The 13,888-nt window shown below is 46.0% G+C and carries 13 protein-coding genes and 3 tRNA genes; 7 read left to right on the top strand and 9 right to left on the bottom strand.

What is annotated here, in order from left to right; translation table 11 throughout:
- Nucleotides 1-742: 742 nt before the first annotated feature.
- From ACJJIS_RS03955 to ACJJIS_RS03965, 3 genes are all read left to right on the top strand, one after another.
- Nucleotides 743-1,300: a putative adhesin gene (locus ACJJIS_RS03955; RefSeq protein ID WP_475709528.1), complete on the top strand. Its 558-nt coding sequence runs from the start codon at nt 743-745 to the stop codon at nt 1,298-1,300.
- Nucleotides 1,301-1,854: 554 nt separating this feature from the next.
- Nucleotides 1,855-2,769 carry a zinc metalloprotease gene (locus ACJJIS_RS03960; protein ID WP_444958493.1) on the top strand — a complete coding sequence of 305 codons (915 nt, stop codon included), beginning with the start codon at nt 1,855-1,857 and terminating at the stop codon, nt 2,767-2,769.
- Nucleotides 2,770-2,802: 33 nt separating this feature from the next.
- Nucleotides 2,803-3,204, top strand: coding sequence for a hypothetical protein (locus ACJJIS_RS03965; RefSeq protein ID WP_475709529.1), 402 nt, complete (start codon nt 2,803-2,805; stop codon nt 3,202-3,204).
- Nucleotides 3,205-3,281: 77 nt separating this feature from the next.
- Here ACJJIS_RS03965 and ACJJIS_RS03970 read toward each other — a convergent pair whose 3' ends face one another.
- The 3 genes from ACJJIS_RS03970 to ACJJIS_RS03980 form a co-directional block, all read right to left on the bottom strand.
- Nucleotides 3,282-4,145, bottom strand: a complete 864-nt coding sequence (locus tag ACJJIS_RS03970; RefSeq protein WP_444958491.1) for a DUF4396 domain-containing protein — start codon at nt 4,143-4,145, stop codon at nt 3,282-3,284.
- A gap of 37 nt (nt 4,146-4,182) precedes the next feature.
- On the bottom strand, nt 4,183-4,782 hold the full coding sequence (locus tag ACJJIS_RS03975; protein WP_475709530.1) for a class I SAM-dependent DNA methyltransferase: 600 nt from the start codon (nt 4,780-4,782) through the stop codon (nt 4,183-4,185).
- Nucleotides 4,783-5,146: 364 nt separating this feature from the next.
- Nucleotides 5,147-6,160 carry a Vgb family protein gene (locus ACJJIS_RS03980; protein ID WP_444958489.1) on the bottom strand — a complete coding sequence of 338 codons (1,014 nt, stop codon included), beginning with the start codon at nt 6,158-6,160 and terminating at the stop codon, nt 5,147-5,149.
- Between the two features lie 408 nt (nt 6,161-6,568).
- Here ACJJIS_RS03980 and ACJJIS_RS03985 point away from each other — a divergent pair, with 408 nt between their 5' ends.
- Together ACJJIS_RS03985 and ACJJIS_RS03990 are read left to right on the top strand one after the other, a co-directional pair.
- Nucleotides 6,569-7,750, top strand: coding sequence for an MFS transporter (locus ACJJIS_RS03985; protein WP_475709531.1), 1,182 nt, complete (start codon nt 6,569-6,571; stop codon nt 7,748-7,750).
- Between the two features lie 197 nt (nt 7,751-7,947).
- Nucleotides 7,948-8,022: transfer RNA gene (locus ACJJIS_RS03990), tRNA-Cys, on the top strand.
- An 81-nt stretch (nt 8,023-8,103) separates the two neighbouring features.
- Here ACJJIS_RS03990 and ACJJIS_RS03995 read toward each other — a convergent pair.
- The gene (locus ACJJIS_RS03995; protein WP_444933996.1) at nt 8,104-8,664 is read right to left on the bottom strand and encodes a disulfide bond formation protein B; all 561 of its coding nucleotides are present in this window, start codon (nt 8,662-8,664) and stop codon (nt 8,104-8,106) included.
- Nucleotides 8,665-8,674: 10 nt separating this feature from the next.
- Nucleotides 8,675-8,830 carry a DUF5993 family protein gene (locus ACJJIS_RS04000; protein WP_475709532.1) on the bottom strand — a complete coding sequence of 52 codons (156 nt, stop codon included), beginning with the start codon at nt 8,828-8,830 and terminating at the stop codon, nt 8,675-8,677.
- Between the two features lie 428 nt (nt 8,831-9,258).
- Here ACJJIS_RS04000 and ACJJIS_RS04005 point away from each other — a divergent pair, with 428 nt between their 5' ends.
- A complete protein-coding gene (locus ACJJIS_RS04005; protein WP_475709533.1) occupies nt 9,259-9,966 on the top strand; it encodes a SapC family protein in 708 nt (235 codons plus the stop codon).
- A gap of 139 nt (nt 9,967-10,105) precedes the next feature.
- The gene (locus ACJJIS_RS04010; RefSeq protein ID WP_475709534.1) at nt 10,106-11,188 is read left to right on the top strand and encodes a sulfite exporter TauE/SafE family protein; all 1,083 of its coding nucleotides are present in this window, start codon (nt 10,106-10,108) and stop codon (nt 11,186-11,188) included.
- Between the two features lie 119 nt (nt 11,189-11,307).
- Here the strand turns inward: ACJJIS_RS04010 and ACJJIS_RS04015 are convergent.
- The 4 genes from ACJJIS_RS04015 to ychF form a co-directional block, all read right to left on the bottom strand.
- Nucleotides 11,308-11,382, bottom strand: a tRNA-Gln gene (locus tag ACJJIS_RS04015).
- Between the two features lie 39 nt (nt 11,383-11,421).
- A tRNA-Met gene (locus ACJJIS_RS04020) sits at nt 11,422-11,498 on the bottom strand.
- A 92-nt stretch (nt 11,499-11,590) separates the two neighbouring features.
- Nucleotides 11,591-12,544: a DMT family transporter gene (locus tag ACJJIS_RS04025; protein WP_475709535.1), complete on the bottom strand. Its 954-nt coding sequence runs from the start codon at nt 12,542-12,544 to the stop codon at nt 11,591-11,593.
- 57 nt (nt 12,545-12,601) lie between these two features.
- Nucleotides 12,602-13,693: a redox-regulated ATPase YchF gene (ychF, locus tag ACJJIS_RS04030; protein WP_413663075.1), complete on the bottom strand. Its 1,092-nt coding sequence runs from the start codon at nt 13,691-13,693 to the stop codon at nt 12,602-12,604.
- Nucleotides 13,694-13,888 lie beyond the last annotated feature (195 nt).

The following is a 13,888-nucleotide window of genomic DNA, read 5'->3' on the forward strand; positions in this document are numbered from 1 at the left end:
ATTCGTCCACAGCTCATCAATTCATTCTTTTCAGCTTAAAATAGTAATCCAACTGAGAGGGTGGGTTGTCAAGCTGTTTAAGTCTTAGTCGTCTGTGAGAGATTTCTCTCTAGTATATTTGTAAAAAATAACTCTGTATTTCATATGGTGTTACTTATGTTAGCAATCTAGGCTTTTGTAGCTTATTGGTCTCTCTTCCTAGAGCAATGATGAGAGATGGTATACCTTTCATCTCAAATTTTAACCAAAAAAATTTAAATAAAGAGTTTGCTAGGTGTGCTTGACTGTATGATGGTTGCAATAGCCAATAATGTTGTCTTTTATCTGTAATAGAACTTTTTTTCACGCGAAATTGAGCCTCAGTTTCTCGAAGGTTACATAATCATTTTTTGTGAGATTGTTCATCAGGTTTTAAATCCATTTGCTCCTGGCTTGAAATGTGTATGAAAAATTCCTCAATTGAGATTTTGTGGTTTTTTTTGGGTTTTGTATGACGCTTGTTTCGCAGTCCATAGTTTTTTTGCTTGTCTTGATTACGGTTTTGCTCGAATGAGAGGGTGGTAATAAAGATTGGATTTCAGTCGCTTACATAGATTTTATTTTCGTTGATCTAGTTTTATTTATCTGTAACCATTAAAAACAGTTGGGTTTTGTTTGAAAAGAATAATCTTAAATTTGTGACCGCATCTTGATGGTGTGGTCAAAAAAAAGATTCTCCAACCTTTGATCGATAAGGAATGTGATGAAAACTGTTCAGTTTGGAAAAGTAATAATTCATAAAAAAGAACAAGCCAGTGGTAATGAGGCGATCCTTTACGCACATGGTTCATTTGATAACGGCTCTTTTGGTAAGGCTGAATTGCCAGAGAATTTGGCTCTATACTTCTACTCATTTCATGGTTCGGCGTCTTCTGATCATGCAGTCAAGAGTTTGACAAAAACAGGTAAGCCTGCCAATGAGGAAAATAGTAAAGAAAAATTTGGAACTTTAGAGTTCCTAAATATGGGGTCAGGAAAAGTCCACTCTATAGCTGGTGGTGGTGCGAGTGTTTATAATTATAATCTCTCATATAATGAAAAAAGCCCTGGTCATGTGGATAATATTAAGAAGGCTTGGCAGAGTGGTCTTCATGATCATGATCATGATTTGATTTTGGTTGAAGAGGGGGCCCATATTCATTTAGATGATGTTCTAAAAGTCATTACTGAAAATAAGCTAGGTTATAACAAGCTTCACTTTACCGCCTGTCGCTCGCCGAGCAGTGGAAATGATCTTAGCTCTCAAAAACAGTGGGGTTAATTTAGAGTAGAGTGTTCACTTTAGTTTAAAAACTGTAGAATTTATAAAGGCCGCTTACCTCCATGGCCACAGAAGGTAAGTGGCCTTTGTTATTTGTGATTGGCCTTTTGAATTAGGTGCTCTAGTGGTTGGAATATCTTTTTATTGTTAACCTCAGTTAGCGCGAGCTGTTTTTGTGATGATGTATCATAAAAATGTAGCTGTCCGCTTTGTTGAAACAAAATTCGGTATTTTTTATTGGAATTTTACCTGTCAGTAATTTCAGATTCCTCAATTTTTTGTTCGTATTTTTAAGTGAGTCGCACTTTATGTTTTCCGTGAATAAATTTCATATGTAACTAATTTCAGAGAAAAATGTATCTGCATTTTGTTTTTTTGGGTTTTTATTTTTTTATATTTACATTTTTCTTGTTGAACGTTACGCCTTATTAAAGAGTTTGATGTCATTATCATCAATTTAAGAATTGGTGCTATTGACAAAAGTTTATGGAAGCGTGGAAAGTTGGCGGGCTCTTATGGGAGTGTAAATAAATAATAAAATTAAGGCTTAGGTTATGAGAAAGACTGTTTCTAATATCTCGATAAAAACTGCTCTATCATTGTGCATGCTTGCTTCATCAACTATAGGTTTTGCTCAGAGTGTTTCTTCGGTTGAGGCTGCCAACAATAGCGTTGGGCTAAAGCGCTGCGGTACAGACCACCCATCAATTCAGGAAGCTGCATTAAAAGAGCAGCATTTTTCTACTCTGCGTGGTATATCAAGTGATAGAAGTGTGGCACACACATTGCGGCCCGCAGGTTCTGTAGAAGTTGATGTTTACTTTCATGTAATTACTGACTCAGCTAATAATGGAGCGCTTTCTAATAGTGAGATTAATGCGCAAATGGATGTGTTGAATGATGCTTACGCAAATACTCCATTTACTTTTAATTTAGTTTCAACCACTGTTACAGCAAATAATTCTTGGTATAACGTTGGTTACAATTCATCGGCTGAGCAGTCAATGAAATCTTCCTTACGAGTTGGCGATGCCGGGGATTTGAATATCTATGTAGCTGAAATTAGTGACGGCCTACTTGGGTGGGCTACATTCCCAAGTAGTTACTCCTCTGATCCACTTGATGATGGTGTAGTAATTTTAACTGGTTCTGTGCCTGGAGGTGATGCTGCGCCCTACAATGAGGGGGACACCTTAACTCACGAGGTTGGCCACTGGTTGGGTCTTTATCATACGTTCCAAGGTGGATGTTTTGGCCGGGGGGACTACGTCTCAGATACTCCTGCGGAGAGATCGGCTGCTTATGGCTGCCCTGTTGGTCGGGATACCTGTACCAGGGGAAGAAATGCTGAAGGGGAAGATCCGGTAACTAACTTTATGGATTATACTGACGATAGCTGTATGTACGAGTTCACTGAAGGTCAAGCCACTCGCGCGGATGAACAAAGCGCGACTTATCGTGGTCTTTAATGGTTAAGGGGGGCTTGCCCCCCTTCTTTAATTATGAATAAAGAACATTATTTATTTTTAGTGCTGAGCTTATTTGTTTTTGCTAGCCCGAATCTTTTGGCTCAAAGGCTAGCTGTTCCAGAGTACGTGACTTGTGATCGAAACCAATTAACTTCATGGCAGGGGGAGATTACAAAACTTGTGCGGGTGAAAGATGGAATTAAGCTTTGGGTTGCTACTGACCATGGAACAAATGAGTTTCTAAACCTGACTATGCCAAATTGGAAGGAGGTTCTCGGGCAGTTCCGCATCCATGGCCGTTCTTTTCATTCCAGCGATTGGGAGAAACTCATTGATACTAAGGGGAAGCTTAAGGTTGGCATAAAAGCGATTGTTTGGTTATGTAATACTGAAGGAGTAAACCCGGTAATCAATTGGCAACCAGCCTCAGAGTGAAATCTTACTATAGGCGGAGAAAGAAATTTTTGAATCTTATGCTTAAGCGATTATTTTGAGTGCATAAAGTTCTGAGATCAAAAGTATATTGGTGTGATTTTATCTGTGACATAAATTGCAAGAAAAAGAGCTATAAAAGTGCCCATTATCCATATACTCGATTCCATTAAAGATAAAGAATGCATTTCCATTTTAGGCGTTTCTGCTTGTGAGGTAGCATGGATGTGCGGTGCTGAATTTGAGGCGCATTCATGTGAGCAATGACCAAAATTGGGCGCGGCTCCATCTTTTCCCGGAAGAGTCATACATCCATGTTTTAAGTGATTTTTTACCAGCCAATAGTTAATAGGGTAAGCAATGATACCCCCAACAATGGTTGCCAAGCTCATACGAAACCAAAAGGTAGCATTTGTTGGGTCTTCAGAGTGTGGCCATATGGAAGTCAGTATCACCATAGCGGGTATCATTCCAGCCATAACCATATTCATCGATACAGTTTCAGCAAAGAAAGTTTTACCCACTGCTTTTAAGTAGTTTCCCTGATACATATTTCGCATCATCAATGCCTGAAAAATAAACAAACCACAAACAAAGCCAGCCAAGTACTCAATTATGGAGTCCCATCCATTGGCGAGGCCCAGTGTGGGTACAATAGATGCTGCGATAAGGATCCCTGTTGCATCACCTGCAAGACAATGCATTTCGCTATTTACACTTTGCTTCCATGTCGCCCGAGTGAATTGATCGTGGCCGCCAGGAAAAGGACGGCGACAGGTGAGTAGGTAGAAGATTAAGCCGATAACACCGGTATAAAGAATTACTAATACCCAAGCCAGGCGCTGAACCCAGCTGGTTGGCGCATTAGTGATTGAGTCCCAAATAATAAAAACTAGGCTGAGACTCGTAAGAATAAACCAAACAAGCATTGCTCCGGTTAACATATAGGCTACCCATGATTGAGGGGGCGATATAAAACAATTATATCTTCTGAGCAATCAAGTAGGCGTGTAATTCTGGTGGTTGATCGTACTCCAGATATCTACAAATACAACCAGATGAAATAAGAAGTTGTATAAATTTATTTGTGCCTAACGTAGAGTAGTATAATTCCGGTCCCATCGCATTATTCGTATGATAGTCCTCTTTATCTGTTCCACCAAAGGAGAATATTAGAACGCCTTCCTTGTTTAAGTAAGACGCTAGATTCCTTATTGTTTCCTCTTGTTTTTCAATTGGTATATGCCAGATGCTATCCCACGCACTTATAAAGTCATATTTTCTTGTGGCTTTCCACTTACATATATCCTCTAGATAGAAGTTGACAGTAGGGTGCTTATCCCTGGCGATCTCTATCATTTTATCAGAAACATCAATTCCCTCGGGAGAAAATCCTTCAGTTAGCAGAAGCTCGATATGCCTTCCTGTACAACCACACCCTACATCTAGTGCGGAGCCTCTATTTTTTACAAAGCCAAGTGCCCGCTTATACTGGCTAATACCGTTGTTCCTGTTGAACTCTTTACGTTCCCATAGATGTGTGATGGTATCGTATGCTATCCCGGTTTGTTTCGGTTCCATAATTGTAAATTCTGTTTATGAGTTTTATATAATGATTGCTGCACGTTTTTTGTTTTTTAGATTCGTTAGAGTTTGATTTATTTGAGGCGAATACTTCAACACCTATAATTATAACGGTCGCCATGAGTATCCACGCGAGCCACTTCATGCCATTTTAAGCTAGTGTAACTTGTAGTGGGTTGCCAATAAGGTAATCCATCAATGGTTGCCTCATAAGGGCGCCGTGAATGGCTGTTAATAGAGCTGAAAAAATTAGAATTCTAAATGGAAGTCTGTATTTGAACAGTTTGTCCTGTATCAGGATATATAGAACTATTGCAGTGACGCCATACATCGATTGATGTCAATAGAGCTATATATGCTTCTATTTTGGTATACCCTGGTCGATAAATCCAGAATCAACACCAAACCAAAAGCTTCCATCCATATTGTTAAAATACATATATCTTATATTTCCACCACTTGGAACTGGGGTCTTGCTTGTAAATTTCTCTTTTTCTGTGTTAAAGGCAAAAATGATATTTGGAACCTCTCCAGTATCAGCGAGCCAAAGTTGGTTATTGTTGTCCAGTGCTGTTCCGTAGGGGCGTGGATTCTTACTGGGTAGCTTCCACTCTTTAAACTCCTTGGTCGTCGGGGTATAGCGCCCCAAATAGCCTTCTGGATAATCTACGTACCAAATATTGCCGGTAGGGTCGATTTCCAGTCTGCGAGGGCGAGCATTTGGGCGCGGCAGGTTAACCTCACTTATGGCCATGGTTTTTGCGTCTACTCGCGCTAACTTGTTGGTACCGAATAGAGCGACCCAGGGGTTTCCCTGAGCATCAATCTTAATACCATAGGGGCGAGCATTAGCGGTTGTTGGGGTGGCACTTAGAACTTTGCCACTTTGTATATTTAGCAGGCCTATGCGGTTACTTTGCTGGGCCGTGAACCAGATATTTCCCTCTCGATTGAAGATTAACGTATGTGGGTCTTTGATACCTTCAGGCATTGGGTACTGTTTAATTTGCCCATTCTTGGTGTCTAATTGCCCAATATGCGCATTGCGATTACCTGCATACCAAACAATATCGTTTGAATCCACAATCAGGTTATGAGGGTGAGTGCCTTCAGGTATTTCATACTGCTTAAACTCTTCAGAGGTCGGTGTAAACTTTCCGATGTAGTTACCCGCTTGTCCACAGAACCAGACATTACCTTTACTGTCTACATGCGGGTCTCTGGGGAGTCCCTCCCAGGGCACCTTCCATTCGTTTAATTTAAGTTTGTCAGGTAAGTTATCTTCTTGAGCAGCGGCGTTCGTCAGTAGAAAAGGGAGTGTGGTAAGTAGCATGACTAAGGTGAGATGATGAATTCGCCAGGAATGAATGCGCATTTTTCTCTCCAAGAGTTATCTATGTTGGTAATCAGTCATGCTGTGGTGTAAGGCGCCTAGACATATAGCAGTTAAAGCATAGGTGAATTTAGGTTGGAGTTGTCTGATTCTAGTCATTATATGTAGTGAACTAAGTTTACTCATCTCATTAAAAATACATGATTAGCGGGAATTTATACATAATTAGATGGCTTGCTACTTTTCCAATTGGTACATCTTATTCACCGTTTTTTCGGGCATTTGAGCAAGTTGTTGGTCGGTGTTACCTCTATTTAATGGCTTAATTAGTATTTGATTTTATGAACTGCAATATTCTCAATGAAAACTCATTCCTCAGTACTATTTTTATAATTTTACAGTTGGATATTGAGGGCGTATATTGCGGACCTTAGCTATAGGAGGTCATTTATGCTACAACGTCTTCGCCGGCCTGAAATTCTTTTGCTTATTCTGGCAGCTTCGATGCCGCTCTCATTTGCTGTTTGGAATACGCTACTTAATAACTTTGTTATTGAAAAGGCAGCATTTACCGGTGCAGATATTGGTTTGTTGCAAAGTGTGCGCGAGATACCTGGCTTTTTAGCCTTCCTAGTGGTCTTTGTTTTGCTTTTTGTCAGGGAGCAGCGGCTGGCGATAATCTCACTGGTAGCAACTGGCCTTGGAGTGATGCTAACGGGACTGTATCCATCATTGACCGGGTTGTTACTCACTACACTTTTAATGTCTACGGGATTTCATTTTTATGAGACCTTGCAGACTTCCCTGGCACTCCAGTGGTTTCCTAAACAAACAGCAGCAGTTTGGATGGGACGCATGGCTGCCGCTGGTTCCTTTGCTGCGCTTCTGGCTTATAGTTTGGTGTGGGGTTTAATGAACTTCGCAGGTTTGGATTATTCCTGGGTTTATCTAATTGGTGGTGGCGCGACCATTGTCATTGCTTTAGGTGCCTGGGTCCTTTTCCCTCAGTTTGCTCAGCCCCACAGTCAGCATAAGAAGCTTATTCTGCGAAAACGCTATTGGCTCTATTATGCGCTCACGATGATGAGTGGGGCTCGCAGGCAAATCTTTATAGTATTCGCTGGTTTTTTGATGGTGGAGAAATTTGGATACAGCGTGGGGGAGGTTGCTGCTCTCTATACGGTAAACCATTTACTTAATTTGTATATCGCACCGAAGATCGGACTGTTTATCGTTCGGTTTGGCGAGCGCCGTATCCTCACTTTGGAATATATTGGCCTGATACTGGTATTTGCGGGTTATGCGCTGGTAGAAAGTGCTGCGCTGGCAGCGGCATTATATATTGTTGACCATTTATTCTTTTCTATGGCAATTGCGATTAAAACCTACTTCCAGAAGATAGTCGACGAGCGGGATATCGCGGCTTCGGCTGGAGTCAGCTTTACAATCAATCATATTGCCGCTGTGGTTATCCCTGTAGTATTTGGCTTGCTGTGGCTTGTCTCTCCGCCAATGGTATTCTTTGCCGGGTCTTTAATGGCCTTAATTTCTCTTGGGTTGGCACAGCTGGTTCCAGAGCAGCCGTTGCCCGGTAATGAGATTAGGGTTGGGCAGTATTCTGGGGCTACCTAGAAAGAGTTGAAATGGAGTTTTTGTTCCATTATCCTTGGCGGCAACTTGAACAAGACAATTTACTATGAAATACGCGCAAGAACTTCTTTCTATATGTTGCTGCCAGGCAACCTGCGTGCTTCTGTAAATTTATTCGGAAGCGTTTTTTGCTTCCGTAGAGTCAAAGAACCCGGAGCGGAAGCGCCGGGTTTTTTTATGGCCAGGTGGCAGAGAGGAAATGCGACGGTCTGCAAAACCGTTTTTCACCGGTTCGAATCCGGTCCTGGCCTCCATCTATTCTGTTGATCTATGGATATATGCTTGGCAAGCTGTCTTTTGTATAGCCATACCCCTTTTCTTTTCTCAGCTTGCTTTTAAATTCCGTCGATAGCGCCAAAGAGCCAATAGTTGTCTGGATTATCCGGGCAGACAGTAGGTCCACACTCTGCGAAAGTTATAAATATATTAAGTGCGGTAATTGAAAATGCAGTTACTATGGCCATTTTTCCGAGAGCTCCCTGATCGCGGAAACTGATAAATATGGGTTTTCCATATTGCTTATCAAATGCACCGATAATCGCGATGCCAATAATTGTCATATAGAAGATAATTAGTGCCCAGGTGTAATAGTGATATCCCATTAATGGATCGCCATAACCTGGTGTTCCGGGAATAACATGTAGGCTGACTTGGCGCAGTGCGGTAGCGGCACCAAATAGCGCTGAGAATGTTGCCAAGCTGTAGTGTAGAGGGCGGTTGCCATAGAGTACATTTAGCATCAGGCCAAATAAGACTCCTGTGAGCCCAATTCGTTGAAGTAAACAGAGAGGGCAGGGCATTTCTCCATTCACTAATTGAAAGTACTCTGCGGCGACGAGTACGGCACATACGGCGAGTATGCCCAGTGCATTAAGCTCGCGAAATGTTTGCCCCATTCACCCTCCTCTATAAGGCTAAGTTGAGATTGTCACCGGTGTGATAGCCCAGCCAGGCGATGCTTGATATCAAGGCAAAAATGAATGTTGCGGTTGCTAGGGTGTGGTAATTCTTCACGGCTAGAGCCATTGCAAGGAGATAGAAGAGAAATAGTAGGCTCATCATAATGAGGCGCCCCTCGGTTTTTGCATCGAACTCACTCCAACCACTTCTTCAATCGTATAAAAAAGCACCACTTGTTACGATAGCTGTAGAGGTGGGGGAGGGGTGATACAGGTAATGCGCTACCTGTCAGGGTTGGCTAACTAATACTCGATTCGTTGATTTTGAAGGTTGCCGAGTCGTTTGAAGGGGGGAGCAGTGAATTTAATTGGTTTGATAGTCTTGAATAGTGTGAACTTAACCAAATAAATTTGTCTTTAGGTTAATGTTGGCGGACTTTGTTTGCCAGTTGGGCTTCTTCCCTGTTTAATGCTGGCTTTGGTTTCCGGCGACTGTCGGGAAGCACTTGTCATCGTAGATGCGTAGAAGAGTGGTACGTTAGGGTATCTCTGAAAATTTAGTAACTATAAAAGTAGCTAGGAGTTGTACTTATGGCACAGATCAAAGCTTTGGACAAAAAGGCGCATGCCAACCTGAAACTCACCCAAGACATTACTTTTGACCATGTAAGCAGTAATCATGTCCTGCCGCTGGTGGTTCAGGAAATCGTACAGGCAGCCCAGAGCTACCCGATCCTGTTCGTTAAAGACCAGAATACTGACCAGTTTAAAGTTGTGGCGCTTACCGGTCTGCGCCCCGGTGAAAACCTGTTCTCTGGCGCTGATGGCTGGAATGGCAGCTACATTCCTGTACAAGTGCGCACTTACCCGTTTGTTTTGGTGAAGAATCCAGACAACGCTGATCAGGCTGTTCTGTGCATCGACGAAGACTCCAAGATGCTGAGCGACTCTGAAGGTGAAGCGCTGTTCGATGGGGAAGGCGAGCAAACTGACTTCCTGAAGAATCGTGCTCAGGCAGTGGTTGAAACTGCACAGCGTGTTGCAGTGACTGAGTCTTTTATCGAGTTCCTGGTCTCCAAGGACTTGCTGACCCAGAAGAAGCTGACTTTGCGTGTTAGCGAAGATGACAAGCCTTACGATCTGACAGGTTTCTTTGTTATCGATGAAGAGAAGCTTAACAAGCTGTCTGATGAAGACTTCCTGGAGCTGCGTAAACGTGGCGCCCTGCCGGCAATCTACGCCTCTATGATGTCCTCTATGCAGGTTCAAAACCTGATTCGCAAGAAGCGCTTGAACTAATCGCGCTTTGCCCGGCAGCTGTGGCTGTCGGGCGACCCTCCTGACCGGAATAGGCGAACTCGCCAAATCTTGTCTTGATCCCATCTCACACTCGTACCACTATTGTCTCCCTCTGACGCTTTAGCTCACAAATAATAAGATGAAAAACGTGGCGCGATTCTCTCTTCGCTATTGGTTCGCTTGGTTGGTTCTGTTTTACGGTGTTTGGTTATTCCTGATTTTACAGGGCGAGAACCTGGCCCTGGCGCTCGAGCATTGGTCTATGGCGATGGCGATGGCGCTGGGTAGCTATGCCGCAGGTTCTACGCCGATGGGCGGCGGGACAGTTGGGTTTCCCGTGTTGGTGCTGTTTTTTGATATGCCGGCAAGTCTGGGTCGCGACTTTAGTTTTGCGGTTCAGTCGATAGGTATGGTCAGTGCCAGCTTGTTTATTCTCTGCCGGCGCCAGCAGTTGGCCTGGTCGATGTTGCGGGGGGCGCTGCTGGGCTCTCTTCTGGCGACTCCCGCCGGTATCCTATTGTTTGCCCCTCTGATACCCGAACTCTGGGTGAAGCTTTCCTTTGCCGTCCTCTGGGGCAGTTTTGGCATTTTTCATTTGTATCGCCTCAGCGAAATTACTGATTGTGAGCACGCGGGGGACCCTCAGTGCCCAACAGATTTTCGTGTCGGCTTGCTATTGGGCGCTTTTGCCGGCTTTTGCGTGGTGGCAGTTACCGGTGTGGGTGTGGACATGCTGGTGTATGCGGCTCTTGTGCTATTGAGCAGGGTGGACCTCAAGGTGGCGATCCCTACATCAGTGGTGATCATGGCATTTTGTTCGGTACTCGGAGTAATAGTGAAGTCGCTGGCGGGAGATTGGCAGCCTGGGGTGTTTGGGAATTGGCTGGCGGCAGCACCGGTAGTAGCCCTGGGGGCGCCTCTGGGCGTTTTTGTCGTTAGCTTGCTGGGACGCAAGCCGACCCTGTTGATTGTGGCCTTCCTGTGCGTTGTGCAGCTTGTGTGGACTTGTATGTCCGAGAGTGAGGCTATGAAGGGATATGGCGGTCCGCTAGTGCTGCTGGCATTGCTGTGCTGCCTGGCGGGGTTCGAGTGGCTGCGAGCCCTGGGTTTGCGCAGGGAACAAGTGCGAACGCCTACCGCAACTTCAGGAACTGCTGACCTGGAGCCCGATAGCGCCGGAGTGACCGTTATGGAAGCTAATGGTGTGGTGCTGCCGGAGTAGTTGATTTTTGGATAGCGTTCGAGGACGAGTTCTGGCGAGCTATTCGCAGAATCAGATAAAAAAACGGTTGCGTTTTTGGTTGCTGCCCAGATTTGGGCCTGCTAGATAATTTAGGAATATGGCTGGGGCGGAAGGATTCGAACCTTCGCATGACGGGATCAAAACCCGCTGCCTTACCGCTTGGCTACGCCCCAGTTTCAAGATTCACAAAGAATAGTCTCTGTGATTTGAAATGGTAGCAAGGGGGAGACTCGAACTCCCGACCTCAGCATTATGAGTGCTGCGCTCTAACCGGCTGAGCTACCTTGCCATTTCTTTTGTTGTCTCGGCTGTCCCGAGGGCGCGCATTATTAAACGATGGGCCGGGGGTGTCAACACTTTTTTTGTATTCTTTTCAGATAGTTAGCGATTTTTTTCATCTGATGCCCGGGACTGCTCAGAACCGCGCCTGGAACTGATTGCGGCGAGGGCGGAACCGAGTACCACGGCGCCGGCGCCGGCCCAGCTGATCCAGTTGAGCGGCTCAACTGCAATATAGTCGGGCCAGATAGAGCTGATCAGCGTACTGAACAATAGGGTGATGACTGGCACTAATGACAGGGTTGCGCTGACACTGGATGCCTCCCAGTGCGCTAGTGCCTTGCTAAAAGCCCCATAGGCGATCAGCGTGTTGGCGGTGAGAAATGCCAATAGCACCCACTCGAGCCAGCCCAGGTGAGAAACCTTCATTGGCTCCGCCATGGGCAGGAAGAGCAGGGTCCCTGCGATATAAATTACTACCAGTAGATCCTGGGGCGTTGCGCGGCTCAATATTTTTTTCTGAAAAAAGCCGTAAATCGCCCAGGTGACAGCGGCGATCAGGATATAGCCGAGCCCCAGCAGGTATTCGCCGCCGGCGCCACTGGTCAGCTCTCCCAGGCGCTGGTTAAAAAATAGCAGTAGCCCGATTACCACCAGTACCACGCCGCTCCACTGACGCAGAGAGAAGCGCTCTCCCAGCCAAAGCACGCTGGATATCAGTAGAAGCAGGGGGGCCAGCTGGATTACAACCTGAGCGGCACCAGGGGTGATGTAATTGAGTCCACTGGCGTAGGCGAGGTAGTTCACCAGGAGGCCGGCAACGGCTAGGAAGGTGAAAAGCAGTAAGCCGCGACTGAATAGTGGCTTGAGCTGTAATTTGCGCGCCTGTCCGTAGTAGACGCCCGCTAACAGTGCTGCACCGGCAAAGCGATACCAGGTGGCGGTACCGGGACTGATGTATTCGAGAAGCCCTTTGAGAGCGATGGGCAGGGTTGCCCACATAAATACGGTGATCAGCGACAGGGGCAGGCCGACTTTCCAGTTTGATTGAGCCATGGAATTTACACGGGTGGCGCGCCTCCCCGGGGTGGGGAGGCAAAAAAGGAGAGGCGGTTAGACGTTAAAACGGAAGTGGATTACGTCGCCGTCGGCGACAATGTAGTCCTTGCCTTCCAGGCGCCATTTACCAGCGTCTTTAGCGCCGGCTTCACCATTGTTGTCAATGTAATCGCTGTAGCTGATCACTTCTGCGCGAATAAAACCCTTTTCAAAATCGGTGTGGATTTTACCGGCGGCGTTGGGAGCGGTGGCGCCCAGTGGGATGGTCCAGGCACGAACTTCCTTCACGCCAGCGGTGAAGTAGGTGTGCAGGCCCAGCAGTTGGTAGCCGGCGCGAATCACGCGGTTCAGCCCGGGCTCTTCCATACCCAGTTCTTCCAGGAACTCCTGCTTTTCTTCGTCGTCCAGCTCGGCAATTTCCGCTTCGAGCTTGTTGCAGATAGGTACCAGTACCGCGTTTTCTTCAGCGGCGATGGCGGCTACAGCATCCAGATGCGGATTGTTCTCGAAGCCATCTTCGTCCACGTTGGCGATATACATGGTGGGCTTGATAGTGAGCAGGCTCAGTTCGCGCAGGTCTGCCAGTTCGTCTTCTGAAAGCTCGAAAGAGCGCAGCGGCTTGGCTTCATCCAGGTGTGGCTGGATTTTTTCCAGCAACGCTTTCATCTTGATCGCGTGCTTGTCCTGCCCCTTGGCGGCACGGGTAAAGCGCTGTAGGGCCTTTTCCACAGTGTCCAGGTCGGCCAGGGCTAACTCGGTGTTGATCACCTCGATATCCGCTACCGGGTGTACCTGGTTGGCGACGTGGATAACGTTATCGTCTTCGAAGCAGCGAACAACGTGGGCGATAGCGTCGGTCTCGCGGATATTGGCGAGGAACTTGTTACCCAGCCCTTCCCCCTTGGAGGCGCCTGCAACCAGGCCGGCGATATCGGTAAATTCCATGGTGGTGGGAATTACCTTTTCCGGTTTGACGATCTCAGCCAGCTTGTCGATGCGGGGATCTGGTACCGGCACGACACCGGCATTGGGCTCGATGGTACAGAAGGGGAAGTTTTCCGCATCGATACCCGCTTTGGTTAATGCGTTGAATAGGGTGGATTTGCCCACATTAGGTAGGCCGACAATACCGCAAGTAAAACCCATGGTGATATTTTTCCGTTTGCCCGAGGCGCATACAGCGCGCTCTGCTAATTGCGTTTGAGGTCCGGTAGTGATTGCGCTGGCGGGATTTTGGATGGGCGGGGTGTCTCGGCCACCACAGGGTCCGGGCCAGCCGGGAAAATACCGGCAATTTAGCGCAGCACACTATCGAGATTTCCGCGGCAAAAGGCAAGCCGG

The organism is Microbulbifer maximicatervae (SeqCode) (assembly GCF_056231245.1).

Bases quoted from the DNA above. Each gene is read 5' to 3' on its own strand.
- ACJJIS_RS04000 (WP_475709532.1), bottom strand. From the start codon at position 8,830: ATGATGAGCCTACTATTTCTCTTCTATCTCCTTGCAATGGCTCTAGCC.
- ACJJIS_RS03980 (WP_444958489.1), bottom strand. From the start codon at position 6,160: ATGCGCATTCATTCCTGGCGAATTCATCATCTCACCTTAGTCATGCTA.
- ACJJIS_RS03995 (WP_444933996.1), bottom strand. From the start codon at position 8,664: ATGGGGCAAACATTTCGCGAGCTTAATGCACTGGGCATACTCGCCGTA.
- ACJJIS_RS03965 (WP_475709529.1), top strand. From the start codon at position 2,803: ATGAATAAAGAACATTATTTATTTTTAGTGCTGAGCTTATTTGTTTTT.
- ACJJIS_RS03960 (WP_444958493.1), top strand. From the start codon at position 1,855: ATGAGAAAGACTGTTTCTAATATCTCGATAAAAACTGCTCTATCATTG.
- ACJJIS_RS03985 (WP_475709531.1), top strand. From the start codon at position 6,569: ATGCTACAACGTCTTCGCCGGCCTGAAATTCTTTTGCTTATTCTGGCA.
- ACJJIS_RS04005 (WP_475709533.1), top strand. From the start codon at position 9,259: ATGGCACAGATCAAAGCTTTGGACAAAAAGGCGCATGCCAACCTGAAA.
- ACJJIS_RS04010 (WP_475709534.1), top strand. From the start codon at position 10,106: ATGAAAAACGTGGCGCGATTCTCTCTTCGCTATTGGTTCGCTTGGTTG.
- ACJJIS_RS03970 (WP_444958491.1), bottom strand. From the start codon at position 4,145: ATGTTAACCGGAGCAATGCTTGTTTGGTTTATTCTTACGAGTCTCAGC.
- ACJJIS_RS03955 (WP_475709528.1), top strand. From the start codon at position 743: ATGAAAACTGTTCAGTTTGGAAAAGTAATAATTCATAAAAAAGAACAA.
- ACJJIS_RS03975 (WP_475709530.1), bottom strand. From the start codon at position 4,782: ATGGAACCGAAACAAACCGGGATAGCATACGATACCATCACACATCTA.
- ACJJIS_RS04025 (WP_475709535.1), bottom strand. From the start codon at position 12,544: ATGGCTCAATCAAACTGGAAAGTCGGCCTGCCCCTGTCGCTGATCACC.
- ychF (WP_413663075.1), bottom strand. From the start codon at position 13,693: ATGGGTTTTACTTGCGGTATTGTCGGCCTACCTAATGTGGGCAAATCC.